Source organism: Streptomyces sp. NPDC059002 (genome assembly GCF_042740435.1).
Classification (GTDB): Bacteria; Actinomycetota; Actinomycetes; order Streptomycetales; family Streptomycetaceae; genus Streptomyces.
Genome location: NZ_JBHYJI010000036.1, coordinates 60,713 through 79,992 on the forward strand (window position 1 = coordinate 60,713; position 19,280 = coordinate 79,992).

A 19,280-nucleotide genomic window follows, 5' to 3' on the forward strand; every position below is an offset into this window, starting at 1 on the left:
CCATGGCCGTCACCGCAACCACCCCCGCCACCCGTCCTTCGACAGCCGTCTCCCGTACGGGCGCGGCCGCGGTGACGGCCGCACTGGTCCTCCTCGTCGCCGCCCTCGCGGTCGTCGACATCACCCAGGGCACCGCGTCGGTCGGCGCCCCCGAAGTGTGGAAGGCGCTCACCGGCCGGGCCGAACAGGGCGACGCGTCCGTCGTCATCGCCTCCCGGCTGCCCAGGATGACCGCGGGGCTGCTCGTCGGCGCCGTGCTCGGCATGGCGGGCGTCGCCCTCCAGGCGGTCAGCCGCAACGTCCTGGCCTCGCCCGACACCCTCGCCGTCAACGCGGGCTCCTATGCCGCGCTCGGCGTGGCCGCCGCCACCGGCGTCTCGCTGCCGTTCCTCGCCTCCTCCGGCATCGCCTTCCTCGGCGGGCTCGCCGCGGCCGCGGTGGTCCTCGGCCTGTCCGGGCTCGGCGCGGGCACGGTCCGCCTGGTCCTCGCGGGCAGCGCCCTGACACTCGGTCTCATCGCCGTCACCGAGGGCCTGCTCCTGTTGTTCCCGCAGGAGACGGAGGGCCTCTACAAGTGGAACCAGGGGAGCATCGCGCAGAACGGCTTCGACGGCGTGCTGCAGATGCTGCCGATCGCCGTCGTCGGCCTCGTCGGTCTGATCCTGCTCGCCCGCAGGGTCGACGCGCTGGCCCTCGGCGACGAGGCCGCGCACGGCGTCGGTGTGCCCGTCCGCTCCACCCGCGTCGTCGCCGTCGTGCTCGCCGCGCTGCTCTCCACCGCCGCCGTCACCCTCGCCGGGCCCGTCGGCTTCGTCGGCCTGTGCGCGCCCGCCCTCGTGCGGCCGCTCGCCCGCAGGTTCCGCGCCTTCACCAAGTCGCGGGCGCGCCTGCCGGTCGCGGGCCTGACCGGCGCCGCACTGGTGCTCGGCTCCGACGTGCTGCTGCGTGCCGTCGTCCCCTCGGACACGGCGGTCGCCGTGCCGACCGGCGTGGTCACCAGCCTGGTCGGCGCCGTCTTCCTGGTCGTCATGGCGGCACGGGCCAAGGACACGGCGGGCGCCGCCCCCGCCGACCGGCTGCGCATCCGCGGCAGGACCGTCTTCGTCGTCACGACGACCGTCCTGGTGGCCGTCCTGATCGGTCTCGCGATCGCCGCCGTGCTCGTCGGCGACAGCAAGCTGCTCCTCGGCGACGTCGTCAACTGGGCGCAGGGCAGGGCGGGGCAGACCGTCTCCTTCATCCTGGACACGCGCGTGCCGCGCGTCACCGCGGCCCTCCTCGCGGGCGCGGCCCTCGCCCTCGCGGGCACACTCATCCAGGCCGTGACGCGCAACCCGCTCGCCGAACCGGGTGTGCTCGGCGTGACCAACGCCGCCGCGGTGGGCGCCGTCCTGCTGGTGACGACCGTGCCCACCGCCGGTTCGTGGAGCATCGCGGCGGGCGCGTTCGCGGGCGCCGCGGTCGGCTCGGTCGTCGTCTTCGGTCTCGCGGCGCGGGGCGGGTTCCAGCAGAACCGGCTCGTCCTCGTCGGCTTCGGTGTCGCCACCGGCTCGTCGGCGATCATCAGCATGCTCATCATCCTCACCGACCCGTTCAACGCGACGAAGGCGCTCACCTGGCTCGCGGGCTCGACCTACGGGCGGACCCTGCCCGACACGGTGCCCCTCGCGATCGTCCTCGTGGTGGGCCTGGCCGTCGCGGTGACCCGGCGCACCGAACTCGACCTGGTCTCCCTCGACGAGGACACCCCGCGACTGCTCGGCCTGAACCTGAGCCGCGGCCGCCTCGGCTTCCTCGTCCTCGGCGTCCTGCTGAGCGCCACCGCGGTGGCCGCCGCGGGCACGATCGGCTTCGTCGGCCTCGTCGCCCCGCACGCGGCCCGCGCCCTCGTGGGCCGCCGGCACATCCGCGTCGTGCCGGTGGCCGTGCTGCTCGGCGCCATCCTGGTGTGCACCGCCGATCTGGTGGGCCGCACGGTGATCGCCCCGGCCCAGCTCGGCGCGGGACTCATGACGGCCGTGATCGGCACGCCGTACTTCCTGTATCTGCTGGTACGCAGCCGCGCCCGCGGATAGCCGCGGCTGGCCCTAGCGGTCCGCCACCCAGCTGCCGTGGAAGCCGAGCGGCACCCGCCCCGGCAGCTGGACGCGGGCCAGCGGGTGCCCGGTGAAGTCCTGTGCGGAGAGGATCACCAGGTCGGTCGCGCCGCGGTCGGGGTCGTGGACGTAACTGAGGAGGTAGCCGTCGTCCTCGTCGCGTGCGCCCCCGCGCGGCACGAACACCGGCTCGGCGGCCGCCGCGTCCTTCGGGAAGCGGTGCACCTGCCTGCTGTCGCGCACCATGTCGTGTTTCACCAGGCAGTTGGTGAACGTGCGGTCCGGCGGCACCCCGTCGACCGTCTCGTACGCGCGCCACATCTCGGCCGCGCTCGCCGCGTAGCCGTAGCGGTGCCTGCGGGAGACGAGGGATTCGTTGACGCGCGGGAACTCCTGCGGCAGGTCGTCGATGCGGGCACCGCCGACCCGTCCCGCGCGCAGGTCGACCGTCCAGCGGTCGAGCGTCGGCGAGCCCGTCGCGGAGGGTCCGCCGCTGCCGCGTCCCGCCGCGTGGAAGGGGGCGGGCATGGAGGTGTACTCCACCACCAACTCGTCGCCGTGGTCATAGGCGTTGAGCGTGTGCGAGTAGTAGACCGGGTCGATCTCGAACCAGCGGGTGGCGCCCCCGGTCCGCGGCATGACCCCGATGCGCATGGGGTGCCGCTCGTTCCAGATGTAGGGGACCATGGCCCCGGCCTCGGCGGCCGCCGCGTCGAACGTGATCGGGACGTCCACGATCACCACGTACTTCTGCGTGAGGGCGAAATCGTGCATGATCGGCGCGTCCGCCACCGGGATCCTGCTGGTCCGCGCGACCCGCCCGGTCCGGTCGATCATGATGTGCCGTACGTGGTCCCAGGTCGGGTAGTACGCCACCGCGTGCAACTCGTCCGCCGCCGCGTCGTACTTGGTGTGCGCGGTGAAGGAGCCCTTCAGGGTGGCGCGGAAGTCGTACGGACGCACCGTGCCGAGCTCGCCGTCCAGTTCGTAGGGCAGCGGTCCGCTCTCCTGGAGTGCCAGGATCCGTCCCTTGTACGGGATCACGTGCGTGTTGCAGGCGAAGTCGTCGGGCGGCGCCTCGCCCGGGTACGTCTCGCCCAGCTTCCCGGCCACCTGCGAGGAGCGCACCCACCGGTTGCGGTACCACTCGGCGCGTCCGCCGCGCAGCCGCACGCCGTGCACCATGCCGTCGCCCAGCATCCAGTGGTGCGCCCGCGGGTCCTCGATGCCCAGCGGGTTCGGTCCCGTGCGCAGGTAGCGGCCGTCGAGGTCGCGCGGCACGTGTCCCGTCACGTTGAGGTCGAAGGCGGTCAACTCCTCGGTGACGGGCGCGAATGCGCCCTCCAGGAAGGGGCGCGGCTGCGGGGCGTCGGCCGCGCCGCCCGCCGCCGCGGGTGCCGCTCCTTGGAGGTTCCTCCGCCGCGTGTGGCCGCTCATCGCAACTCCCCTTTCGCCGTTGGCCGTTCTCCTGTGACATGAGCAAGCCTGCTGCCAAGTGGGCGGCGGGGCAGGGGGTCTGGGGCCCGGATGCGGGGTGGTGCTGATGCCACCCCGTTACGAAGATCACTTGCGCATGATCCAGGTGGTGAGGTTAGGCTTACCTATCCGAACGGGATCGAGCTGTGCAGGAGTCACCCCGATGAACCGCATGACCCGTCAAGACCACCGCCACCGGCACCTGGAGCGGATCGCGGAGGTCCGGGCGGGCCGCCACGCAGAGAAGGTGGGCTACCCGATCCGCGTCAGGGAGACCGAGGTCGTACGCACCCTCATGGTCGGCACCGGCCTGCTGCGGGTGACCCTGGGCGGCGCAGGAACCGAAGGGTTCGAGGCCCACGCCCCGGACGAGCACGTGAAACTGCTCTTCCCGGAGCCGGACGGCACCCTGCGCCTGCCCGAGGAAGACGGCCTCATGCTGAACTGGCCGCGCCCCGCGCCCACTTCCCGCGAATACACGGTCCGCCGCTACGACCCGTTCACGGCCGAGATCGACGTCGACTTCGCCCTGCACGACGGCGGCCTCGCCGCGGACTGGGCGTGCGCCGTCGAACCCGGCGCCCTCGTGCACGTCGCGGGCCCGCCCGGCGGGCTCATCGTCCCGCACTCCTACGACCGCTATCTGCTCGCGGGCGACCTCACCGCGCTGCCCGCGATCGCCCGCTGGCTGGAGGAACTGCCCAGGAGCGCGCGGGGCTGGGCGTTCATCGAAGTCGCCGACGCCGCCGAGGAGATCGAGCTGTCCGCCCCCGAGGGCATCGAGGTCACCTGGCTGCACCGCGGCGACCGCCCCGCGGGCACGGGCGACGCCTTCGCGCAGGCCGTGACCGCGGTGACCGTGCCCGAGAACGAGCGGGTGTACGTCTGGGCCGCGGGCGAGGCGGGCCAGCTCAAGCCGGTCCGCCGCTGGGTCCGCGACGCACTGCGCCTGGACAAGGCCGACCACGACATCACCGGCTACTGGAAGCGCGGCACGGCCGACTTCGACGAAGACGACCACTGACCTGCCGGCGCACACCTGCCGCACCTGCAAGACCGGCGCACACCTGCCGCACCTGAAGAGCAGAACAAGGAGCATCGCATGTCCCTCCGCAGATCCTCGGGCCTGGCAGGCGCCGTGGCGCTGGCCCTCACCTTGACCGCATGCGGCTCGTCGGGCGGCGGATCCGACGACTCCGGCAAGGGCGCGACCCGGGTGTTCGCCGCGGACAACGGAAAGATCAAGATCCCGGCCGACCCCAAGCGCGTGGTCGCCACGGGCTACGCGGTCCCCGTCATGCTGGAGGCCCACGCGCCGCTCGTCGGCATCTCGTCGTGGCAGCGCGGCGAACCGATGATGAGCAAGAAGGACCTCGCCACCTACAAGAAGCTCCCCAAGGTGGCGGGCGAACAGGCGGCGGAGACCAACTACGAGGCCGTCGCCGAGGCCGAACCCGACCTGATCGTCATCGGCGTGCCCGCCCCAGTGCTCGGCGACATCGACGTCAAGCGCCTGGAGTCCATCGCCCCCGTGGTCGCGATCGGCCCGACCGTGCCGTCCGCATGGCGCGAGCAGTCCCGCAAGCAGGCCGAAGCGGCGGGCGCGCTCAAGCAGTTCGACACCGTGCAGAAGGCGTACGAGACCAAGGCCGCCAAGCTGGCCAAGAAGTACAAGGACGTCCTGCCCGGACTCAAGATGGGCCACGTCGGCGCGTACGGCGAGAGCGCCAAGGGCACCTTCCACCGCGAGTTCGGCCGCTCCTGGGGCACCAACATCGCCGAGGACGTCGGCGCGAAGTACTACGGCGAGGTCAAGAAGAAGGGCCCCGGCTCCCACGCGGTCAGCGAGTACCCGTCCCTCGAAGAACTCCCCGAATCGCTCGGCGACGCCGACGCCATCACCTACTCCGTCAAGCCCGACGGCAGCATCCCCCAGCCGGTGAAGTACGTCATGGACTCCAAGCTCTGGAAGAACCTGCCCGCCGTCAAGGCGGGCAGGACCTTCCCGCTGCGCTACACCGAGGCCGCCACCTACGGACAGGCCACGCAGACCCTGGACGCGATCGACGAGGCGTTCGCGCCGCTGCTCAAGCGGTGACCGTCGCGCGCCCTGCGGCCGATGCGGAGACGACGGGCGGCAGCCGGGCCGGGCCGCAGATCGGCCTGCTCGTGGGCGGCCTCGTGCTGCTCGTCGCCGTCGCCGTGCTGAGCATCGGCGTCGGCGCCCGCCCGATCCCGCCCGCCGATGTCGTCCGCGCGCTGTTCGACCACCAGGGCACCGACGAGCAGGTGATCGTGCGGGACGTCCGGCTGCCCCGCGCGCTCCTCGCCGTCGCCGTGGGCGCGGCCCTCGCGGTGGCGGGCGCGCTGATCCAGACACTGGCCCGCAACCCCTTGGCCGAGCCCGGCATCCTCGGGGTCACCGCGGGCGCCGGATTCGCCATCACACTCGGCTCGGGCATCGGCCTGGCCGCGGGGCAGACAGGGCAGTTGGGCTGCGCGATCATCGGCTCGGTGCTCGCCGCGCTGCTCGTCGCCGCGGTCGGGCGCAGCTCACCGCTGCGCCTCGTCCTGACGGGCGTCGCGCTGACCGCCGTACTGAACGGTGTCGCCCTCGGCATGCGGCTGATGCTCCCCGACGTGTTCGACACCTACCGGTTCTGGTCGGTCGGCTCCCTCGCGGGCCGCGAACAGGCGCCGCTCGCCCTGCCGTTGACCGCGATCGGGGTGTCCCTGCTCGGCGCGCTGCTGCTGAGCAGGACCCTCAACGCCCTCTCGCTCGGTGAGCACGTGGCCCACACCCTGGGCGCGGGCGTGGCCCGGGTCCGGGCCGTCACGCTCGTACTGATCACCGTGCTCAGCGGGGCGGCGACGGCGGTGGCGGGACCGATCCTGTTCGTCGGCCTCATCGTGCCGCAGCTGGTCCGCAGGCCCGCCGGAGGCTCGGTGCCCTGGCTGATCCTGTACGCGATGGTGCTCGGCCCGGTCCTGCTCCTGATCGCCGACATGGGGTCCCGCGTGCTGCTGCCCACCGGCGAGGTGCCCGTGGCCATCGTGACCGCGTTCCTCGGCGGCCCCATGCTCATCTGGGCCGTCCGCCGCCACGGGGCGGGCTCGCTGTGAACGTGAACGTACGCGGAGTGCGGGCCGAACGCCGCACGCTGGTGCTCGTCGCCGCACTGCTCTCCCTGATGGCGGGCCTCGCCCTGCTCGCGCTGTGCTACGGCACGTCCTGGTCCACGCCCCGCGAGGTGTTCTCCGTGCTGACCGGAGCCAAGCCCTCCGTGGTGATCTGGGACTGGCGCATGCCGCGCGTCCTCGCGGCACTCGTCTTCGGCGCCGCGCTCGGCGTGTCCGGGGCGATCTTCCAGAACCTCACCCGCAACCCGATGGGCAGCCCCGACGTGATCGGCCTCGACGCGGGCGCCTACACCGGCGCCCTCGTCGCCCTCACCGTCCTCACGGGCACCTCCGCGCAACTGGCCGTCGGCTCGGTGCTCGGCGGACTCGTCGTCGCGGCCGCCATCTACCTCCTCTCGTACGACCGCGGCTTCTCCGGGCTGCGCCTCGTGGTGATCGGCATCGCGATCAACGCGATGGTCACCGCCGTCAATTCGTGGATCGTGCTGCGCGCCGATCTGGAGGTGGCGATCGCCGCGGTCGGCTGGAGCGCGGGCTCGCTCAACGGTGTCGGCTGGTCCGACCTGGGCCTTCCGTTCGCGGTGATCGCCGTCCTGCTCGTCCTGATGGCCACCCGGGCGCACGCCATGCACCAGGCGTCGCTCGGCGACGCGATCGCGGTGACCACCGGGGTCGGGCTCGACCGGCTGCGCCTCCTGATGGTCCTCGTCGGCGTCGGCTGTACGGCCACGGTGACCGCGGTGGCCGGACCCATCGCGTTCATCGCCCTTGCCGCACCGCAGATCGGCCGCAGGCTCGCGGGCGCCGCTGGGGTGCCGCTGCTCCCCGCCGCACTGACCGGCGCCGTGCTCCTCCAGGGCGCCGACCTGCTCGCGCAGATGCTGCTCGCGCCCGTCGCGCTGCCCGTCGGCGTGGTGAGCACCGCGATCGGCGGTTGTTATCTGATCTGGCTGCTGACCAAGGAGGTGAGGCGCGCGTGACCGCCCGCCTGACCGCGCGGGAGATCACCCTGCGCTACGGAGACCGTGTGGTGTCCACCCGGCTGAGCCTCGACGTCCCCGACGGCGCGTTCACCGCCATCGTGGGGCCCAACGCCTGTGGAAAGTCCACCCTGTTGCGCGCGCTGGTCCGTCTCCTGCGCCCCGACGGCGGACGCGTGGAGTTCGACGGGCGCGAGGTCGGCGGCTTCCCCGCCAAGCAACTCGCCAAGCAGCTCGGCTTCCTGCCGCAGGACCCGCAGGCCCCCGAGGACATCAAGGTCCGGCAACTGGTGGGCCGGGGACGCTTCCCCCACCAGTCGCTCCTCGCCCTGTGGTCCACGGAGGACGAGGAGGCCGTCGTCGACGCGATGGCCGCCGCCGGAGTCGCCGACCTGGCCGACCGTTCGGTGCAGGCGCTGTCCGGCGGGCAGCGACAACGGGTGTGGATGGCCATGGTGCTCGCCCAGCGGACGCCCTACCTGCTGCTCGACGAACCGACGTCCTTCCTGGACATCACCCACCAGTACCAACTGCTCGGCCTGCTCGCCGAGTTGCGCGACCAGGGCCGCACGGTCATCGCCGTCCTCCACGACATCAACCAGGCGTGCCGCTTCGCCGACCACCTCGTCGCCATGAAGGACGGCCGGGTGGTCGCCGAGGGCGACCCCACCGACATCGTGGACGCCGTACTGATCAAGGACGTGTTCGACCTGCCGAGCGTCATCATCCCCGACCCGGTGACGGACACGCCGATGGTGGTGCCCACGCTCGGAGGCGAATGAGGCGGCAGGTCACGGCCGTTCGCGGCCCGTGCCCGCGCTCTGGAGGTGGGCCGCCGCCTGCCGGCGCAGCGCATCCGTCTCCCGCGTCCCCGCCGAACCCAGCTGGTCGAACAGGGAGAGCGCCTCCCGCCAGCAGGCACGGGCCCGGTCCGTGTGCCCGATCCCGTCGAGCGCGCGGCCCAGGAGCGTGAGCGCGCTCGCGCGATGCGTGGCCCGCGCGGGCCCGGTCAGCAGGGACAGCGCGAGTTCCGCGTCGGACGCGGCGTCCGCGAACCGGCCCCTGGCCATGTGCACCTCGGCGAGACGGAAGAGGGCCTGCCCCTCCCGCGTCCGGTGCCTGTGCTCCCTGAACACCTCAAGGGCCAGCCGCAGTTGCGACACGGCCTCCTCGAACCGTCGGCTGCCCGCGAGGGCCAGCCCGAGCGCATAGCGGGCGTCGGCGCCTTGCAGGGTGAGCCCCATGCCGTCGTAGATGTCCTGCGCCTCCCTGGCGAGTTCGACGGCATCGGCGGGGCGGTCGGTGGCCAGGTGGACGCGGGACAGGTTGCTGAGGGCGGCGGCCTCGCCGGGCCGGTTCCCGAGGGCGCGGAAGGTGTCGACGGCCTGCCGCAGATACCGTTCGCCGTCCTCGTAGCGGCCCTGGAGCGTCGCGATGATCCCGAGGTCGCCGGTGGCCCAGCAGCGCGGCAGCGGGTCGCCGGTCGCCCCGGCGAGGGCGAGGGCGCGCCGGGCCTCCCCGTCCGCCCGCTCCAGCCGCCCGGCGGCCAGCAGCACCGTGGCCAGCGCGGTCCTGGCCCGGCCCTCGGCCCGGACATCCCCGGCCGCCCGGCTCGCGGCGCACGCCGCATCGGCCACCGACTCGTACAGACCGGGATTGGCCCCGGGATCGGCGAGCTCCCTGGCCGCGAGCAGCAGATCCACGCCGCGGCGCAGGGACCCCGTGGTCAGGGACTGCTGCACGCAGGCGAGGACGCAGTCGGACTCCGACGGCAGCCAGTCCCTGGCGGCGGCGCGGTCGTCGAAGGCAAGGCCCGCGGTCCGCCCGGTCTCGAAGTGGGCGACCATCGTGTCGCCGGGGTGTGCCATCGCGTACGCCGCCGACGCCGTCCTGAGGTAGAAGTCCATCAGCCGGGAGAGCGAGGCATCCCGTGCGCTCGGCGGCAGTTCGTCGCGCTCCGCGCACGCACGCGCGTAAAGCCGTACGAGATCGTGGTACCGGTAGCGGCCCGGTGCCGCCGACTCCAGCAACGACGTGTCGACCAGGGACTCCAGCAGGTCCTCCGTCTCCTCCACCGACAGGTCGAGCATCGCGGCCGCCGCGGCCAGCGAGATGTCGGGGCCTTCGGCCAGGCCGAGCAGGCGGAAGGCGCGGGCCTGCGCGGGTTCGAGCACCCCGTAGTCCAGCTCGAACGTCGCCTTGACCGCGAGATCGCCGGCCTGCAACTCGTCGAGCAGGCGCCGCTTGTCCGCCAGCTTCGCCGCGAGCACGGAGACCGTCCAGGTTCTGCGCGCCGAGAGCCGGGACGCCGCGATCCTGATCGCCAGGGGCAGGAAGCCGCACGCCGCGACCACGTCGAGCGCCGCGTCCCGCTGCGGGGCCAGCCGCTCTTCCCCCACGATCCTGGTGAAGAGCCGCAGCGCCTCCTCGGGGGACATCACGTCCAGGTCGACCAGATGGGCCGCGGGCAGGTCCACCATGCGCACCCGCGAGGTGATCAGCGCCGCGCTGCCCCCCGTGCCCGGCAGCAGCGGCCTGACCTGCGCCACGTCGCGTGCGTTGTCCAGGAGCACGAGGACCCGGCGGTCGGCGAGGACGGAACGGTACAGGGCCTCGCGCTCCACCAGTGTGTCCGGAATCGCCGAGTCGGGGGTGCCGAGGGCCCGCAGGAACGCGCCGAGGACCGTCTCCGGGTCGGCGGCCCGCGCCCCCGCGCCCTGCAGGTCCACGTAGAGCTGCCCGTCCGGGAAGAAGCTCCGTGCCAGGTGCGCCACATGGACCGCGAGCGTCGTCTTGCCCGTCCCGCCGATCCCGGCGAGCGCCGCGACCCTCGTGCTGCCCCGCTCCCCGGCCGAGGAAAGCACCGCGCCCAGCTCGGTCACCAGGGCGTCCTTGCCGGTGAAGTCCGGTACCGTCGCCGGGAGTTGCGTCGGGCGGCGCACCGTCACCGCCGATGACTCCGGCGACGGCGCGGCGGGTTCCGCGAGGCCCGGGTCGGCCTGCAGGATGCGCATCTGCAGCTCGCGCAGACCGGGCCGGGGATCGACGCCCAGCTCGTCGGCGAGCAGGCGCCGGGTGTCGGCGTACACGGCGAGGGCTTCCGCCTGGCGGCCGCAGCGGTAGAGGGCCAGCATCAGCAGCTCCCGCAGCCGCTCCCGCAGCGGGTGCGCGGCGGTCAGGGCGGTGAGTTCCGGGACCGCCTCCGCGTGGCAGCCCTGTTCCAGGTCCATCTCAAGGCGCGTCTCGACGAGCAGCCGCCGCCACTCCTCCAGGCGTGCGCGTTGCGCGTCCGCGTACGGTCCTGGCACATCGGACAGCGGCTCGCCGACCCACAGCGCGAGCGCCTCGTCGATCAGTGTCCTGGCCCGGGTCAGGTCACCCGCGATGCGGGCCTTCCCGGCATCGGCCCACAACTGCTCGGCGACCCCGAGGTCAAGCGCCTCGTGGGGAACGGGAAGCCTGATCGCGTAACCGCCCGAGATGCTGGCGAGCAGCCCGGGAGGGAACACCTTGCGCAGCCGTGCGGCATAGGTGCGCACCGCCGCGAGGGCCTGGTGCGGAGGCTCGTCGCCCCAGAGCGCGTCGATCAGCTCGGCCATGGACGCCCCGCGCCCCTCGCGGAGCAACAGCGCGGTCAGGAGCGCCCGTTGCTGCGGGGAGCCGATGGACAGCTGCTCCTCCCCGTGCCAGGCCCGCACCGGGCCGAGCACGGAGAAGCGCACCGAATCGACGTTGTGCCCGCGCTCGGGCAGTGCGGTGGCCGCCCGCACCATGGTCCGGGCGTCGCTGACCCGCTGCTGCGGCCCCAGGACCGAGGCCGCCTCGAACTCGGTGCCCGTGAGCGTGCGCAGCGAGGACCGCGACTGCGGGTGGTGGATGCCGAGCGTCGCCGAGGTCTTCTGGGCCACGACGGCGAGGACGTCCGCCGCCCGCTCCATGCGGTCCCGTGCACCGGCCGACCGCGCCGACTCGAACTCGGCCGACGCGAGGGCCACCACGGCCGACAGGGACCGCGGATGGCCCTCGCCGAGGAGGTGCACCAACCGGCGGACGACGTCCTCCAGTTCACCGAGGAGCTCGTCCGCCTCGGCGGTCGCACCCTGCAGGCGTACGCCCTCGATGAGTACGGTGAGCGCGAGGAGCCGCACGTTGAGCAGGGCCGCGGGGCCCTCGTCCGCGGTCGCCGCGGCCAGCGCGTGCCGGGCGGCAGGAACGGCCTCCTCGTGATCGCCCTTGCGCAATTTCACGGCCGCCAGATTCGCGAGCGTGCGGGCGGCGGCGATTCCGGTGGCGCCGCGCGTGCCGGGGTCGTGGTCGAACGCCAGCAGCACCGATGCGGCGGTCAGCTTCCCGCGGTTCGCCAGGGTGACGGCGATCTGATTGCGCACGCCGCTGTCCAGACGCCGCATCTCGATGTCCCGCAGGGCGCGCGCCGACACCTGTTCCACCAGCGCCGACGAGCGGTCCCCGAGGCCGAGCGCGTCGAGGAGGGTGCAGAGGTACGCGAAGTGCCTGCCCGCCGCGGGGGCGAACAGCGCACGGGGGTCCTCGCGCAGCTCGTCGAGTGCCTCCGTGAGCCGGGCAGGGCTCCCCGGCTCACCGGCCAGGGCGCTCTCCGCGCGGGAAAGGGCGGACTGCCAGGGGCCGTTCACCCGCCACCCCCTCCGAAGTCGTTCTCGATGGCGCGTCGCGCCGCGATGAACTTCAGCTCGGCTATCTGCGACGGATCCATCTCTCCCGCGTCGGCCCACTCCTTGAGCCGGTGGAACCACTCCTCCAGCTTGGCGCCGTTCGTGACGGCGACGGACTCCACCGCGCCGCCCGTCGTCCCGGCCTGCGGCCCGGGCGGCCGGAGCACGTCGATGAGGTGGGACAGCTGCAGATGGTCGAAGCGGGAGACGGCCTCCGAAATCGTCGCGGCGAACAGGACGTTGGCCGCACGCTGCCCGTCCGCACGGTCGAGGCCCTGTTCCAGGAGGATGCCCACGACGACCGGTTCATGCCCCTGAGAGTCGCTCTCCACCGGGCCGCCGGAGTATCCCGAGTAGTCGCCGAGCACCTGGTCGACCGTCAACTGCAGGGCCTCGATGGCCGCTCCGCCCTGGCATGCGTAGTCGTCGGACCGGGCGTCGATGTTGCCGCGCAGCTTGGCCTCGTCGAGAGCCGGACGGTAGGGCCCTTCCCAGCGGCCGCCGACGAGCGCGCGTCCGGCCTTCCTGATCATCCTCAGCGGTACGTAGTGATGCGCACCGATCTCGATCAACGCCAGGTCGGCGCTCGCGTCCTGGCGGCACACGCGGCCCTCGATCAGGGTGCCGTCGGCCAGGACGATCTGCACGCTCCGGTCGGGTGTGCTCAGGCCCCGCAGGCAGTGCAGCGCGGTGAGGACGTACCGGGGCGTCAGGAGGAAGCCGCCGCCGAGACGCTGCCGATCCTGGCACAGGTCGACCCAGTAGTCGGGGTCCGTCGCGCTCGTCATGGCGTACCGGAAACCCGCTCCACGGTCAGCGTGACCTCGAACGACGCCTCCGCCGACGCCTTGGAGAGGATGACGCCCGCCTCCGCGGCGAGCGTCAGACCGAAGGTGACCTCCATGCTGGAGACCTGCCAGCCGTCCCGCGCGGGAGCCTGCGCAAGGGCCTGCTGCGCGATCGTGGAGGCCTGCACGATCGCCTCCTCGACCTCGGCGGAGCGGTCGGCGAGCGGCGACGTAGTCCGGGTCCGGCTGGCGATCTGACGGTTGCCGACGGCGTCGAGAGCCACCGTTTCCACCCTGACCCGAGTCATCTGTTTCGTCGCTCCCGTATGCGGTGTCCCGTGCCCCGTGCGGCAGTTGGGTGATCCGGTCGGCGGACCGATCACCCATCAAAGCGTGTGGGGCGATGCAGCGGCAAGGGTTCGCCGCCGTGCTGCGGCCCCCGCCCCCTCACACGGCGAAGACCTGGGAGTCGTCGGCGAACGCCTTGAACTCCAGGGCGTTGCCCGCCGGGTCGTGGAGGAACATCGTCCGCTGCTCGCCGGTCTGGCCCTCGAAGCGGACGTAGGGCTCGATGACGAAGTCCGTGCCCGCCGCGCGCAGCCGCTCGGCGAGTTCGTCGAACGCCGGGACGGCCAGGATCAGTCCGAAGTGCGGCACCGGGACGTCGTGGCCGTCGACCGGGTTGTGGACGGCCGCTCCGCGCTCCGCCGCGAGGTGCGTGACGAATTGGTGGCCGTGCAGGTTCCAGTCGATCCAGGTGTCCGTGCTGCGGCCCTGCTCCAGGCCCAGTACGTCGCCGTAGAAGCGGCGGGCCGCGGCCAGGTCGTCGACCGGCACGGCCAGGTGGAACCGGGGGATCGGGGAGTCGAGAACGGTCATGACACTGCCTTTCCAGTCGGGAACCTCGGTCACGGGTTCCGGTCAGGAACTCCGGTCAGGGGTTCCGGTCGAGCATTGCGGTCAGGGCCCGTGCGCGCCTACGGCTTCCGCCCGACCCCGCCGAACATCGCCACCTCGTCGGGTTCGGGCAGTCCGTCCGTGCCGCCCTGCCAACGCCAGCGTGAGCAGGAGACCACGCCGGGTTCGAGGAGTTCCAGACCGTCGAAGAAGCGGGTGATCTGGTCCGGCGTGCGCTGGTTCAGCTTCGGGGTGCCGTGCTCGTTCCAGAACGCCACGGCCTCGTCCACGTCCGGCATGTCCGGCCGCGTGATGGTGTGGGACAGCACGAGATGACTGCCGGAGGGCAGCGCGTCGAGCAGGCGCCGCACCACGCCGTAGGGGTCCTCGTCGTCGGCGACGAAGATGACCACGCCGAGCAGTATCAGGGCGACGGGCTGCGTGAAGTCGAGCGTCCTCGCGGCGTGTTCCAGGATCTGGTCCACGTCGCGCAGGTCGGCGTCGATGTAGTCGGTCCTGCCCTCCGGCGTGCTGGTGAGCAGGGCCTGGGCGTGGCTCAGGACGAGGGGGTCGTTGTCGACGTAGACGATCCTGGATTCCGGTGCCGTGCGCTGGGCGACCTCGTGGGTGTTGTCGACCGTGGGCAGTCCCGTGCCGATGTCGAGGAACTGCCGCATGCCCACCTCGGCGGTCAGATGCTGGACCGCGCGGCCCAGGAACACCCGGTCGGCGAGGGCGTAGTCGACGATGCCCGGGTGCAGTCGGCGGATCTGGTCGCCCGCCTCCTCGTCGACGGGGTAGTTGTCCTTGCCGCCGAGCCAGTAGTTCCAGATCCGCGCGGTGTGCGCCCTGCTGGTGTCGATCCGGCCGAGGTTGCTGTCGGGTGTCTCGCTGGTCATGGGCCGTCTCCTGCTGTCCGTCGATCGCGCTCGCGGTCCACACCCTAGAGGCTGGGGGAGCGGCGGTGGTCGGGAGGTGGCGGTAACGGCCCGCGGAGGAGGGGTGGTTGACCGGGTCAGGCCTTCCGCCGCGGTCCGCGGCCCATCAGACGGCGGTCCAGGACGGTCAGGAGCAGGACCGCGAGGCCCGCCCCGACCAGCACGACGCCGAGCGTGTGCAGACCGTGGTCGCTGGCCCCGGCGCGGAAGACCTGGCCGCAGATCACCGCGGAGGTGATGCTGCCGAGGAAGCCGAAGGTCCGGAAGAGCCCGGACGCGGTGCCGATCTGCTCGGCGGGCGCCGCGAGATACAGGGCCGTCTGGTTGCCGACCATGGCGGTGGCCGACGTGACGCCGAAGACCAGGGACACCAGCACGAGGGCGAAGGCGGGGCTGTTGGAGGTCAGCAGCATGATGCCGACCGAACCGAGGAGCGAGGTCACCGCCGAGACGATCAGAGGTCCGCGGACCAGATTGCGGCGGGCGAGCGGGCGCGAGAGGAGTGCGGCCACGGCGCCCATCGGCAGCAGCATCAGCCCCGCCCGCACGGTGGACAGGCCGTACGCGGCCTGCATCCACTGGGTCATCCCGTACATCACCGAATAGACGCCGAGCAGGGACAGTGCCTGGCGCAGATAGGTGCGGGCGAGGGCGCCGTTGGCCGCGAGACCCCGGAGGTCGAAGAACGGCGCGGACTTCCGCAACTCCCATACGACGGTGGGGACGACGGCCACGACGAAGACGGCGAGCGCCGCCCAGTGCGGCTGCGGAAGACCCATCAGGAAGAGGACGAGCGCGCTCATCGACGCGGCGAAGCCGAGGATGCCCGGCAGGTCGATCCGGTCGGCGACCTCGCGGAACCCTCCGCGCCCGCGGTCGGGCGCGGGGTCCGGGGGCAGCCAGCGCACCGCCATGGCCATCGCGAGCGCGGTGACCGGGATGTTGACCAGGAAGGCCCAGCGCCAGCCCGCGGCGCCGACCAGCAGTCCGCCGAGCGGCGGACCCACGGCGGCGGTGGTCAGGCCCGCGATCGCGATGCCGCCGAGCACCCGGCCCGGCGGGGCGCCAAGACCCGCGTCCTGGGCGCGGCGCCGGATCAGCACCATCGCGCAGGGGAAGGCGGCCGAGGTGCCGACGCCGATCAGGACCCGGGCGACGGTCAGCGTCGCGAGGTTCCCGCCGAGACCGCCGACCACGCCGCCGAGCAGGACGAGCACGATGCCGGACAGGAAGATCCGGCGCGCGCCGAGCACTTCGGCCAGCCTGCCCGCCGTGGGCTGTGCGACGGCGCTGGCCAGGTAGAGCGCGGAGACGAGGACGGCGGTGCTGCCCACCGGGACGTGCAGGTCGGCCGCGATCGGCACGAGGGCCGTCGCGATGAGGGAACTGTTGACGGGGTTGAGGCTCGCGCCCACATAGAGCGGGGTGGTGAACGTCCACGCGAAGGGTTCCGGCGCGCGGCCGGGGGCCCGGGCGGCGGTCCGCCGTATGCCGGTCCTCACGGGGCGCCGTCGCCAGGATCGGCCGCGGCGAGCCGCTCCAGCAGGTCGATGGCCTTCTCGACGTCCTTGAGTTCGTCGGGTGTGGTGGCGAGCTGGTCGATGGCGCGGGCCAGGAAGGTGTCACGACCGGCCAGGAGCCTGCCGATCATCTCGGTCGCCGTGGGATCGGCGCTGATCAGCTTTCGGCGGCCGTCCTCGGGGTCGGGTTCGCTGTGGACGAGCCCCGCCGCCTTGAGCACCGCGAGGTTCTGCGCGACGGCCTGCGCGCTGACGTGCTCCACCGCGGCGAGCCGCGCGGCGGTGATCGGGCCCTGCCGCACGATGCTCCCCAGCACGCTGAGCTGTGTGACGGTCAGGCCGATCGCATGCTGCCCCGATTCCGTGCGCAGCCGTGCGCGCAGTCTTTTCAACGCGTCGTTGAGGCGCTGTGCGGCCGCGGCGGACTGCGGCGGCCGGGAGTTCTCGGTCATGACCCCACCGTAGAACTCGACAAGTAACTTCACCAAGTTACTTGTCGAACTCTTTGCCATGGCGCGGGAGGTGCCCGGGGCCCACCACGTGCCCGGGGCCCGCCACCTCCTGCACGGCGGCCGCCACCTGATCGCGGAACCAACGGTGGCCCGGATCCGCCGAGTTGCGCGGGTGCCAGGCCATGCCGAGGTCGAGGGGCGCCAGGTCGAGAGGGATCGGGAACGTCCGCAGCCCCAGGGCGTCGGTCGTACCGGGGAGCCAGGCGGCCATGGTGAGGGCCACGAGGTCCGTGTCCCTGGCGAGGATCATCGCGCTGGTGTGACTGGGCACCACGACGGCGATCCGGCGCCGCAGCCCGTGCTCCGCGAGGGCCTCGTCGATCGGTCCGACGCCCTTGCCGTGCCGGGAGATGCCGATGTGGTCGGCGGCGGCGAAACGGCGGGCGTCGATCCGCTTCCGGAAGAGGGGGTGATCCTTGCGGGCGACCCCCAGCAGGGCCCGCCGGGCGAGGCGCCGGGTGCGGATCTCCGGGTCAAGGCGCCCCAGGACACCGAGTTCGACGTCCACCGGGCCCTGCCGCAGCGCGGGTCCGCCCTCCAGCGCCTCGGGCAGGAAGACCACGTCCACATCCGGCGCCGCCGCACGGACCCGCTCCGTCAAGGGACCGGCGATGCCCGCCAGGAGCAGGTCGGTGGCCTGCACGGTGAAGGTGCGCTGGAGATGGACGGCCTCGAAGCCCGCCCCCGGCCGCAGCACGTCGTCGCACCCGCGCAGCAACTCGCGTACCTCGTCCCGGAGTTCGAGCGCCCTCGGAGTGGGAACCATCTCCTGCCCCGCGCGGACCAGGAGCGGATCGCCGACGGCGCGACGCAGCCGGGCCAGGGTGCGGCTGGCCGCCGCGGGGGAGGTGCCGAGGCGCTCGGCGGCGCGGGTCACGCTGTTCTCCTGGAGCAGGGCGTCCAGGGCGCGGAGCAGATTGAGGTCCATGAGTGGCTCCTGAGCTGCATCTTTACGACACAGGCAATGAGGTGGTACCCATTCTTGCATTGCCGGTCAATGCTCGTACGCGGAGGGTGGAGGCAGGCCCACGGGAACGAGGGTCAACCATCCACCGAACGCCAGGAGTTCACCGTGTCCGTCGAGCCCACCCAGTCCGCCGAGTCCGCCGAGTCCGCCGAGCCCGTCGAGCCCGCCAACTCGGCCGCGTCCGCCGAGCCCGCCGCGCAGGAACCCCCGAGGGCCGGTAGGGAAGGCGACGTGCTGGCCGTGGTCAGCCAGAGCGGCCCCTCGGTCTCGTTCTTCGACGCCGCGTCCGACCGGCACCTCGGGACGCTCGAAACCCTCGCCCAGCCGCACGAGTTGTGCTTCGACCCGACCCAGCGGCTGCTGTGGTGCACGACGACCTACCGCTCGGGCTACTACAACGCGAACAGCGGCCGCCGCACCGAGCTCACCGTCATCGACCCCGACACCCGCACCGTCGTCGAGGTCGTCGACCTCGCCCCCGAACACGCCCCGCACGGAATGGCGTTGGACGCGTCGCGCGGCCGCCTGTACGTCACCGTGGAGGGGGCGCAGGACCGGGTCGGGGGCGTCGTCGTGGTCGACACGCGGACCCGCCGGCCGCTGGGCAGGATCGACACCGGCGCGCCCGGGCCGCACTGGGTGGCCGTCGACGCGGCGGGCAGGTCGGCGTACGTCGTCAACAAGGAAGCGCCGTACGTCTCGGTCCTCGACCTGGAACGGGAGACCCTCACCGCGAAGGTCGAGGTGCCGGGCAGCGAGGGAGTCGCCGTCGCGGCCGACGGCACGCACGCCTTCGTCGCCACGCCGCACGGCGGCTCCTTCTCGGCCGAAGGCGCAACACCCCCCGAAATCAAGGTCATCGACACCCGGACCGCGTCCGTCGTCGACACCCTCCCGCTGACGGACGCCGCCATGCCGCTCCACCTCACCTCGACGGGGAAGCTGCTCGCGGGCGAAGTGCGCACGGAGCGCGACCGGGCCACCGGAGCCAGCACGATGGCGCCCGGCCGCCTCTCGGTGTTCGACGCGGACACCCGCAAGCGGCTCGGCGATGTCGAGGTGGGGCTCGTCCCGCTGACCATCACGTCGCCCCGCGACGGCCGCATCGCGTACGTCGCCTGCTTCGCCTCGTCCACCGTCGAGATCGTCGACCTGGAGACGCTGCGGCCCCTGAGTCGGCTCCAGCACCCCGCGTTCGGCGCGTCGGGTGCGCACGGCCTGGCGTACATCCCGCGCGCGGTGTGACATCAACGACACTAAATCCGGACGAATGT

Annotated in this window: 16 protein-coding genes; 7 read left to right on the plus strand and 9 right to left on the minus strand. The window is 72.6% G+C overall.

Annotated features, from left to right (window positions below; all coding sequences use genetic code 11):
* The first annotated feature begins 2 nt into the window (after positions 1-2).
* Positions 3-2,075 carry an iron ABC transporter permease gene (locus tag ACFWZ2_RS28050; protein ID WP_384550294.1) on the plus strand — a complete coding sequence of 691 codons (2,073 nt, stop codon included), beginning with the start codon at positions 3-5 and terminating at the stop codon, positions 2,073-2,075.
* Positions 2,076-2,087: 12 nt separating this feature from the next.
* On the opposite strand, the gene ACFWZ2_RS28055 is transcribed toward ACFWZ2_RS28050, so the two are convergent.
* Entirely contained in the window at positions 2,088-3,533 is a 1,446-nt protein-coding gene (locus ACFWZ2_RS28055; RefSeq protein ID WP_384550296.1) for a carotenoid oxygenase family protein, read from the minus strand.
* Between the two features lie 211 nt (positions 3,534-3,744).
* Between ACFWZ2_RS28055 and ACFWZ2_RS28060 the strand changes: the two genes are divergently transcribed.
* The 5 genes from ACFWZ2_RS28060 (at position 3,745) to ACFWZ2_RS28080 (ending at position 8,475) form a co-directional block, all read left to right on the plus strand.
* Entirely contained in the window at positions 3,745-4,596 is an 852-nt protein-coding gene (locus ACFWZ2_RS28060; protein ID WP_384550327.1) for a siderophore-interacting protein, read from the plus strand.
* A 78-nt stretch (positions 4,597-4,674) separates the two neighbouring features.
* Positions 4,675-5,670 (plus strand): ABC transporter substrate-binding protein, encoded by a 996-nt coding sequence (locus ACFWZ2_RS28065; protein ID WP_384550298.1) that lies wholly within the window; start codon positions 4,675-4,677, stop codon positions 5,668-5,670.
* The gene (locus tag ACFWZ2_RS28070; RefSeq protein WP_384550300.1) at positions 5,667-6,695 is read left to right on the plus strand and encodes a FecCD family ABC transporter permease; all 1,029 of its coding nucleotides are present in this window, start codon (positions 5,667-5,669) and stop codon (positions 6,693-6,695) included. Before ACFWZ2_RS28065 ends, ACFWZ2_RS28070 begins: the two co-directional genes overlap by 4 nt.
* Positions 6,696-6,763: 68 nt before the next feature.
* A complete protein-coding gene (locus ACFWZ2_RS28075) occupies positions 6,764-7,693 on the plus strand; it encodes a FecCD family ABC transporter permease (protein WP_384550329.1) in 930 nt (309 codons plus the stop codon).
* The gene (locus ACFWZ2_RS28080) at positions 7,690-8,475 is read left to right on the plus strand and encodes an ABC transporter ATP-binding protein (protein ID WP_384550302.1); all 786 of its coding nucleotides are present in this window, start codon (positions 7,690-7,692) and stop codon (positions 8,473-8,475) included. Before ACFWZ2_RS28075 ends, ACFWZ2_RS28080 begins: the two co-directional genes overlap by 4 nt.
* 9 nt (positions 8,476-8,484) lie before the next feature.
* Here the strand turns inward: ACFWZ2_RS28080 and ACFWZ2_RS28085 are convergent, their stop codons facing one another.
* The 8 genes from ACFWZ2_RS28085 to ACFWZ2_RS28120 form a co-directional block, all read right to left on the minus strand.
* Positions 8,485-11,466 carry a BTAD domain-containing putative transcriptional regulator gene (locus tag ACFWZ2_RS28085; protein WP_384550331.1) on the minus strand — a complete coding sequence of 994 codons (2,982 nt, stop codon included), beginning with the start codon at positions 11,464-11,466 and terminating at the stop codon, positions 8,485-8,487.
* An 875-nt stretch (positions 11,467-12,341) separates the two neighbouring features.
* Complete coding sequence (locus ACFWZ2_RS28090) at positions 12,342-13,172, minus strand: serine protease (protein ID WP_384550304.1); 831 nt, start codon at positions 13,170-13,172, stop codon at positions 12,342-12,344.
* Positions 13,169-13,456 (minus strand): CU044_2847 family protein, encoded by a 288-nt coding sequence (locus tag ACFWZ2_RS28095; protein ID WP_384550306.1) that lies wholly within the window; start codon positions 13,454-13,456, stop codon positions 13,169-13,171. The genes ACFWZ2_RS28090 and ACFWZ2_RS28095 overlap by 4 nt, the downstream gene beginning before the upstream one ends.
* Positions 13,457-13,619: 163 nt before the next feature.
* Positions 13,620-14,051: a VOC family protein gene (locus tag ACFWZ2_RS28100; protein WP_384550308.1), complete on the minus strand. Its 432-nt coding sequence runs from the start codon at positions 14,049-14,051 to the stop codon at positions 13,620-13,622.
* A 98-nt stretch (positions 14,052-14,149) separates the two neighbouring features.
* Positions 14,150-14,968: an SAM-dependent methyltransferase gene (locus ACFWZ2_RS28105; RefSeq protein ID WP_384550310.1), complete on the minus strand. Its 819-nt coding sequence runs from the start codon at positions 14,966-14,968 to the stop codon at positions 14,150-14,152.
* A gap of 116 nt (positions 14,969-15,084) precedes the next feature.
* Complete coding sequence (locus ACFWZ2_RS28110) at positions 15,085-16,509, minus strand: MFS transporter (protein WP_384550312.1); 1,425 nt, start codon at positions 16,507-16,509, stop codon at positions 15,085-15,087.
* A complete protein-coding gene (locus ACFWZ2_RS28115; RefSeq protein ID WP_384550314.1) occupies positions 16,506-16,979 on the minus strand; it encodes a MarR family winged helix-turn-helix transcriptional regulator in 474 nt (157 codons plus the stop codon). The genes ACFWZ2_RS28110 and ACFWZ2_RS28115 overlap by 4 nt, the downstream gene beginning before the upstream one ends.
* A gap of 37 nt (positions 16,980-17,016) precedes the next feature.
* A complete protein-coding gene (locus ACFWZ2_RS28120) occupies positions 17,017-17,967 on the minus strand; it encodes a LysR family transcriptional regulator (RefSeq protein WP_384550315.1) in 951 nt (316 codons plus the stop codon).
* A 144-nt stretch (positions 17,968-18,111) separates the two neighbouring features.
* On the opposite strand from ACFWZ2_RS28120, the gene ACFWZ2_RS28125 reads away from it, so the two are divergent.
* Complete coding sequence (locus ACFWZ2_RS28125) at positions 18,112-19,251, plus strand: YncE family protein (protein WP_384550317.1); 1,140 nt, start codon at positions 18,112-18,114, stop codon at positions 19,249-19,251.
* The last annotated feature ends 29 nt before the right edge of the window (positions 19,252-19,280 follow it).

What these genes read in the sequence shown, in the direction of transcription:
- ACFWZ2_RS28085 (WP_384550331.1), bottom strand. Translation starts at nt 11,466, where the DNA reads ATGGTGCGGGCGGCCACCGCACTGCCCGAGCGCGGGCACAACGTCGAT.
- ACFWZ2_RS28100 (WP_384550308.1), bottom strand. Translation starts at nt 14,051, where the DNA reads ATGACCGTTCTCGACTCCCCGATCCCCCGGTTCCACCTGGCCGTGCCG.
- ACFWZ2_RS28120 (WP_384550315.1), bottom strand. Translation starts at nt 17,967, where the DNA reads ATGGACCTCAATCTGCTCCGCGCCCTGGACGCCCTGCTCCAGGAGAAC.
- ACFWZ2_RS28105 (WP_384550310.1), bottom strand. Translation starts at nt 14,968, where the DNA reads ATGACCAGCGAGACACCCGACAGCAACCTCGGCCGGATCGACACCAGC.
- ACFWZ2_RS28115 (WP_384550314.1), bottom strand. Translation starts at nt 16,979, where the DNA reads ATGACCGAGAACTCCCGGCCGCCGCAGTCCGCCGCGGCCGCACAGCGC.
- ACFWZ2_RS28055 (WP_384550296.1), bottom strand. Translation starts at nt 3,533, where the DNA reads ATGAGCGGCCACACGCGGCGGAGGAACCTCCAAGGAGCGGCACCCGCG.
- ACFWZ2_RS28065 (WP_384550298.1), top strand. Translation starts at nt 4,675, where the DNA reads ATGTCCCTCCGCAGATCCTCGGGCCTGGCAGGCGCCGTGGCGCTGGCC.
- ACFWZ2_RS28090 (WP_384550304.1), bottom strand. Translation starts at nt 13,172, where the DNA reads ATGACGAGCGCGACGGACCCCGACTACTGGGTCGACCTGTGCCAGGAT.
- ACFWZ2_RS28060 (WP_384550327.1), top strand. Translation starts at nt 3,745, where the DNA reads ATGACCCGTCAAGACCACCGCCACCGGCACCTGGAGCGGATCGCGGAG.
- ACFWZ2_RS28050 (WP_384550294.1), top strand. Translation starts at nt 3, where the DNA reads ATGGCCGTCACCGCAACCACCCCCGCCACCCGTCCTTCGACAGCCGTC.
- ACFWZ2_RS28075 (WP_384550329.1), top strand. Translation starts at nt 6,764, where the DNA reads ATGGCGGGCCTCGCCCTGCTCGCGCTGTGCTACGGCACGTCCTGGTCC.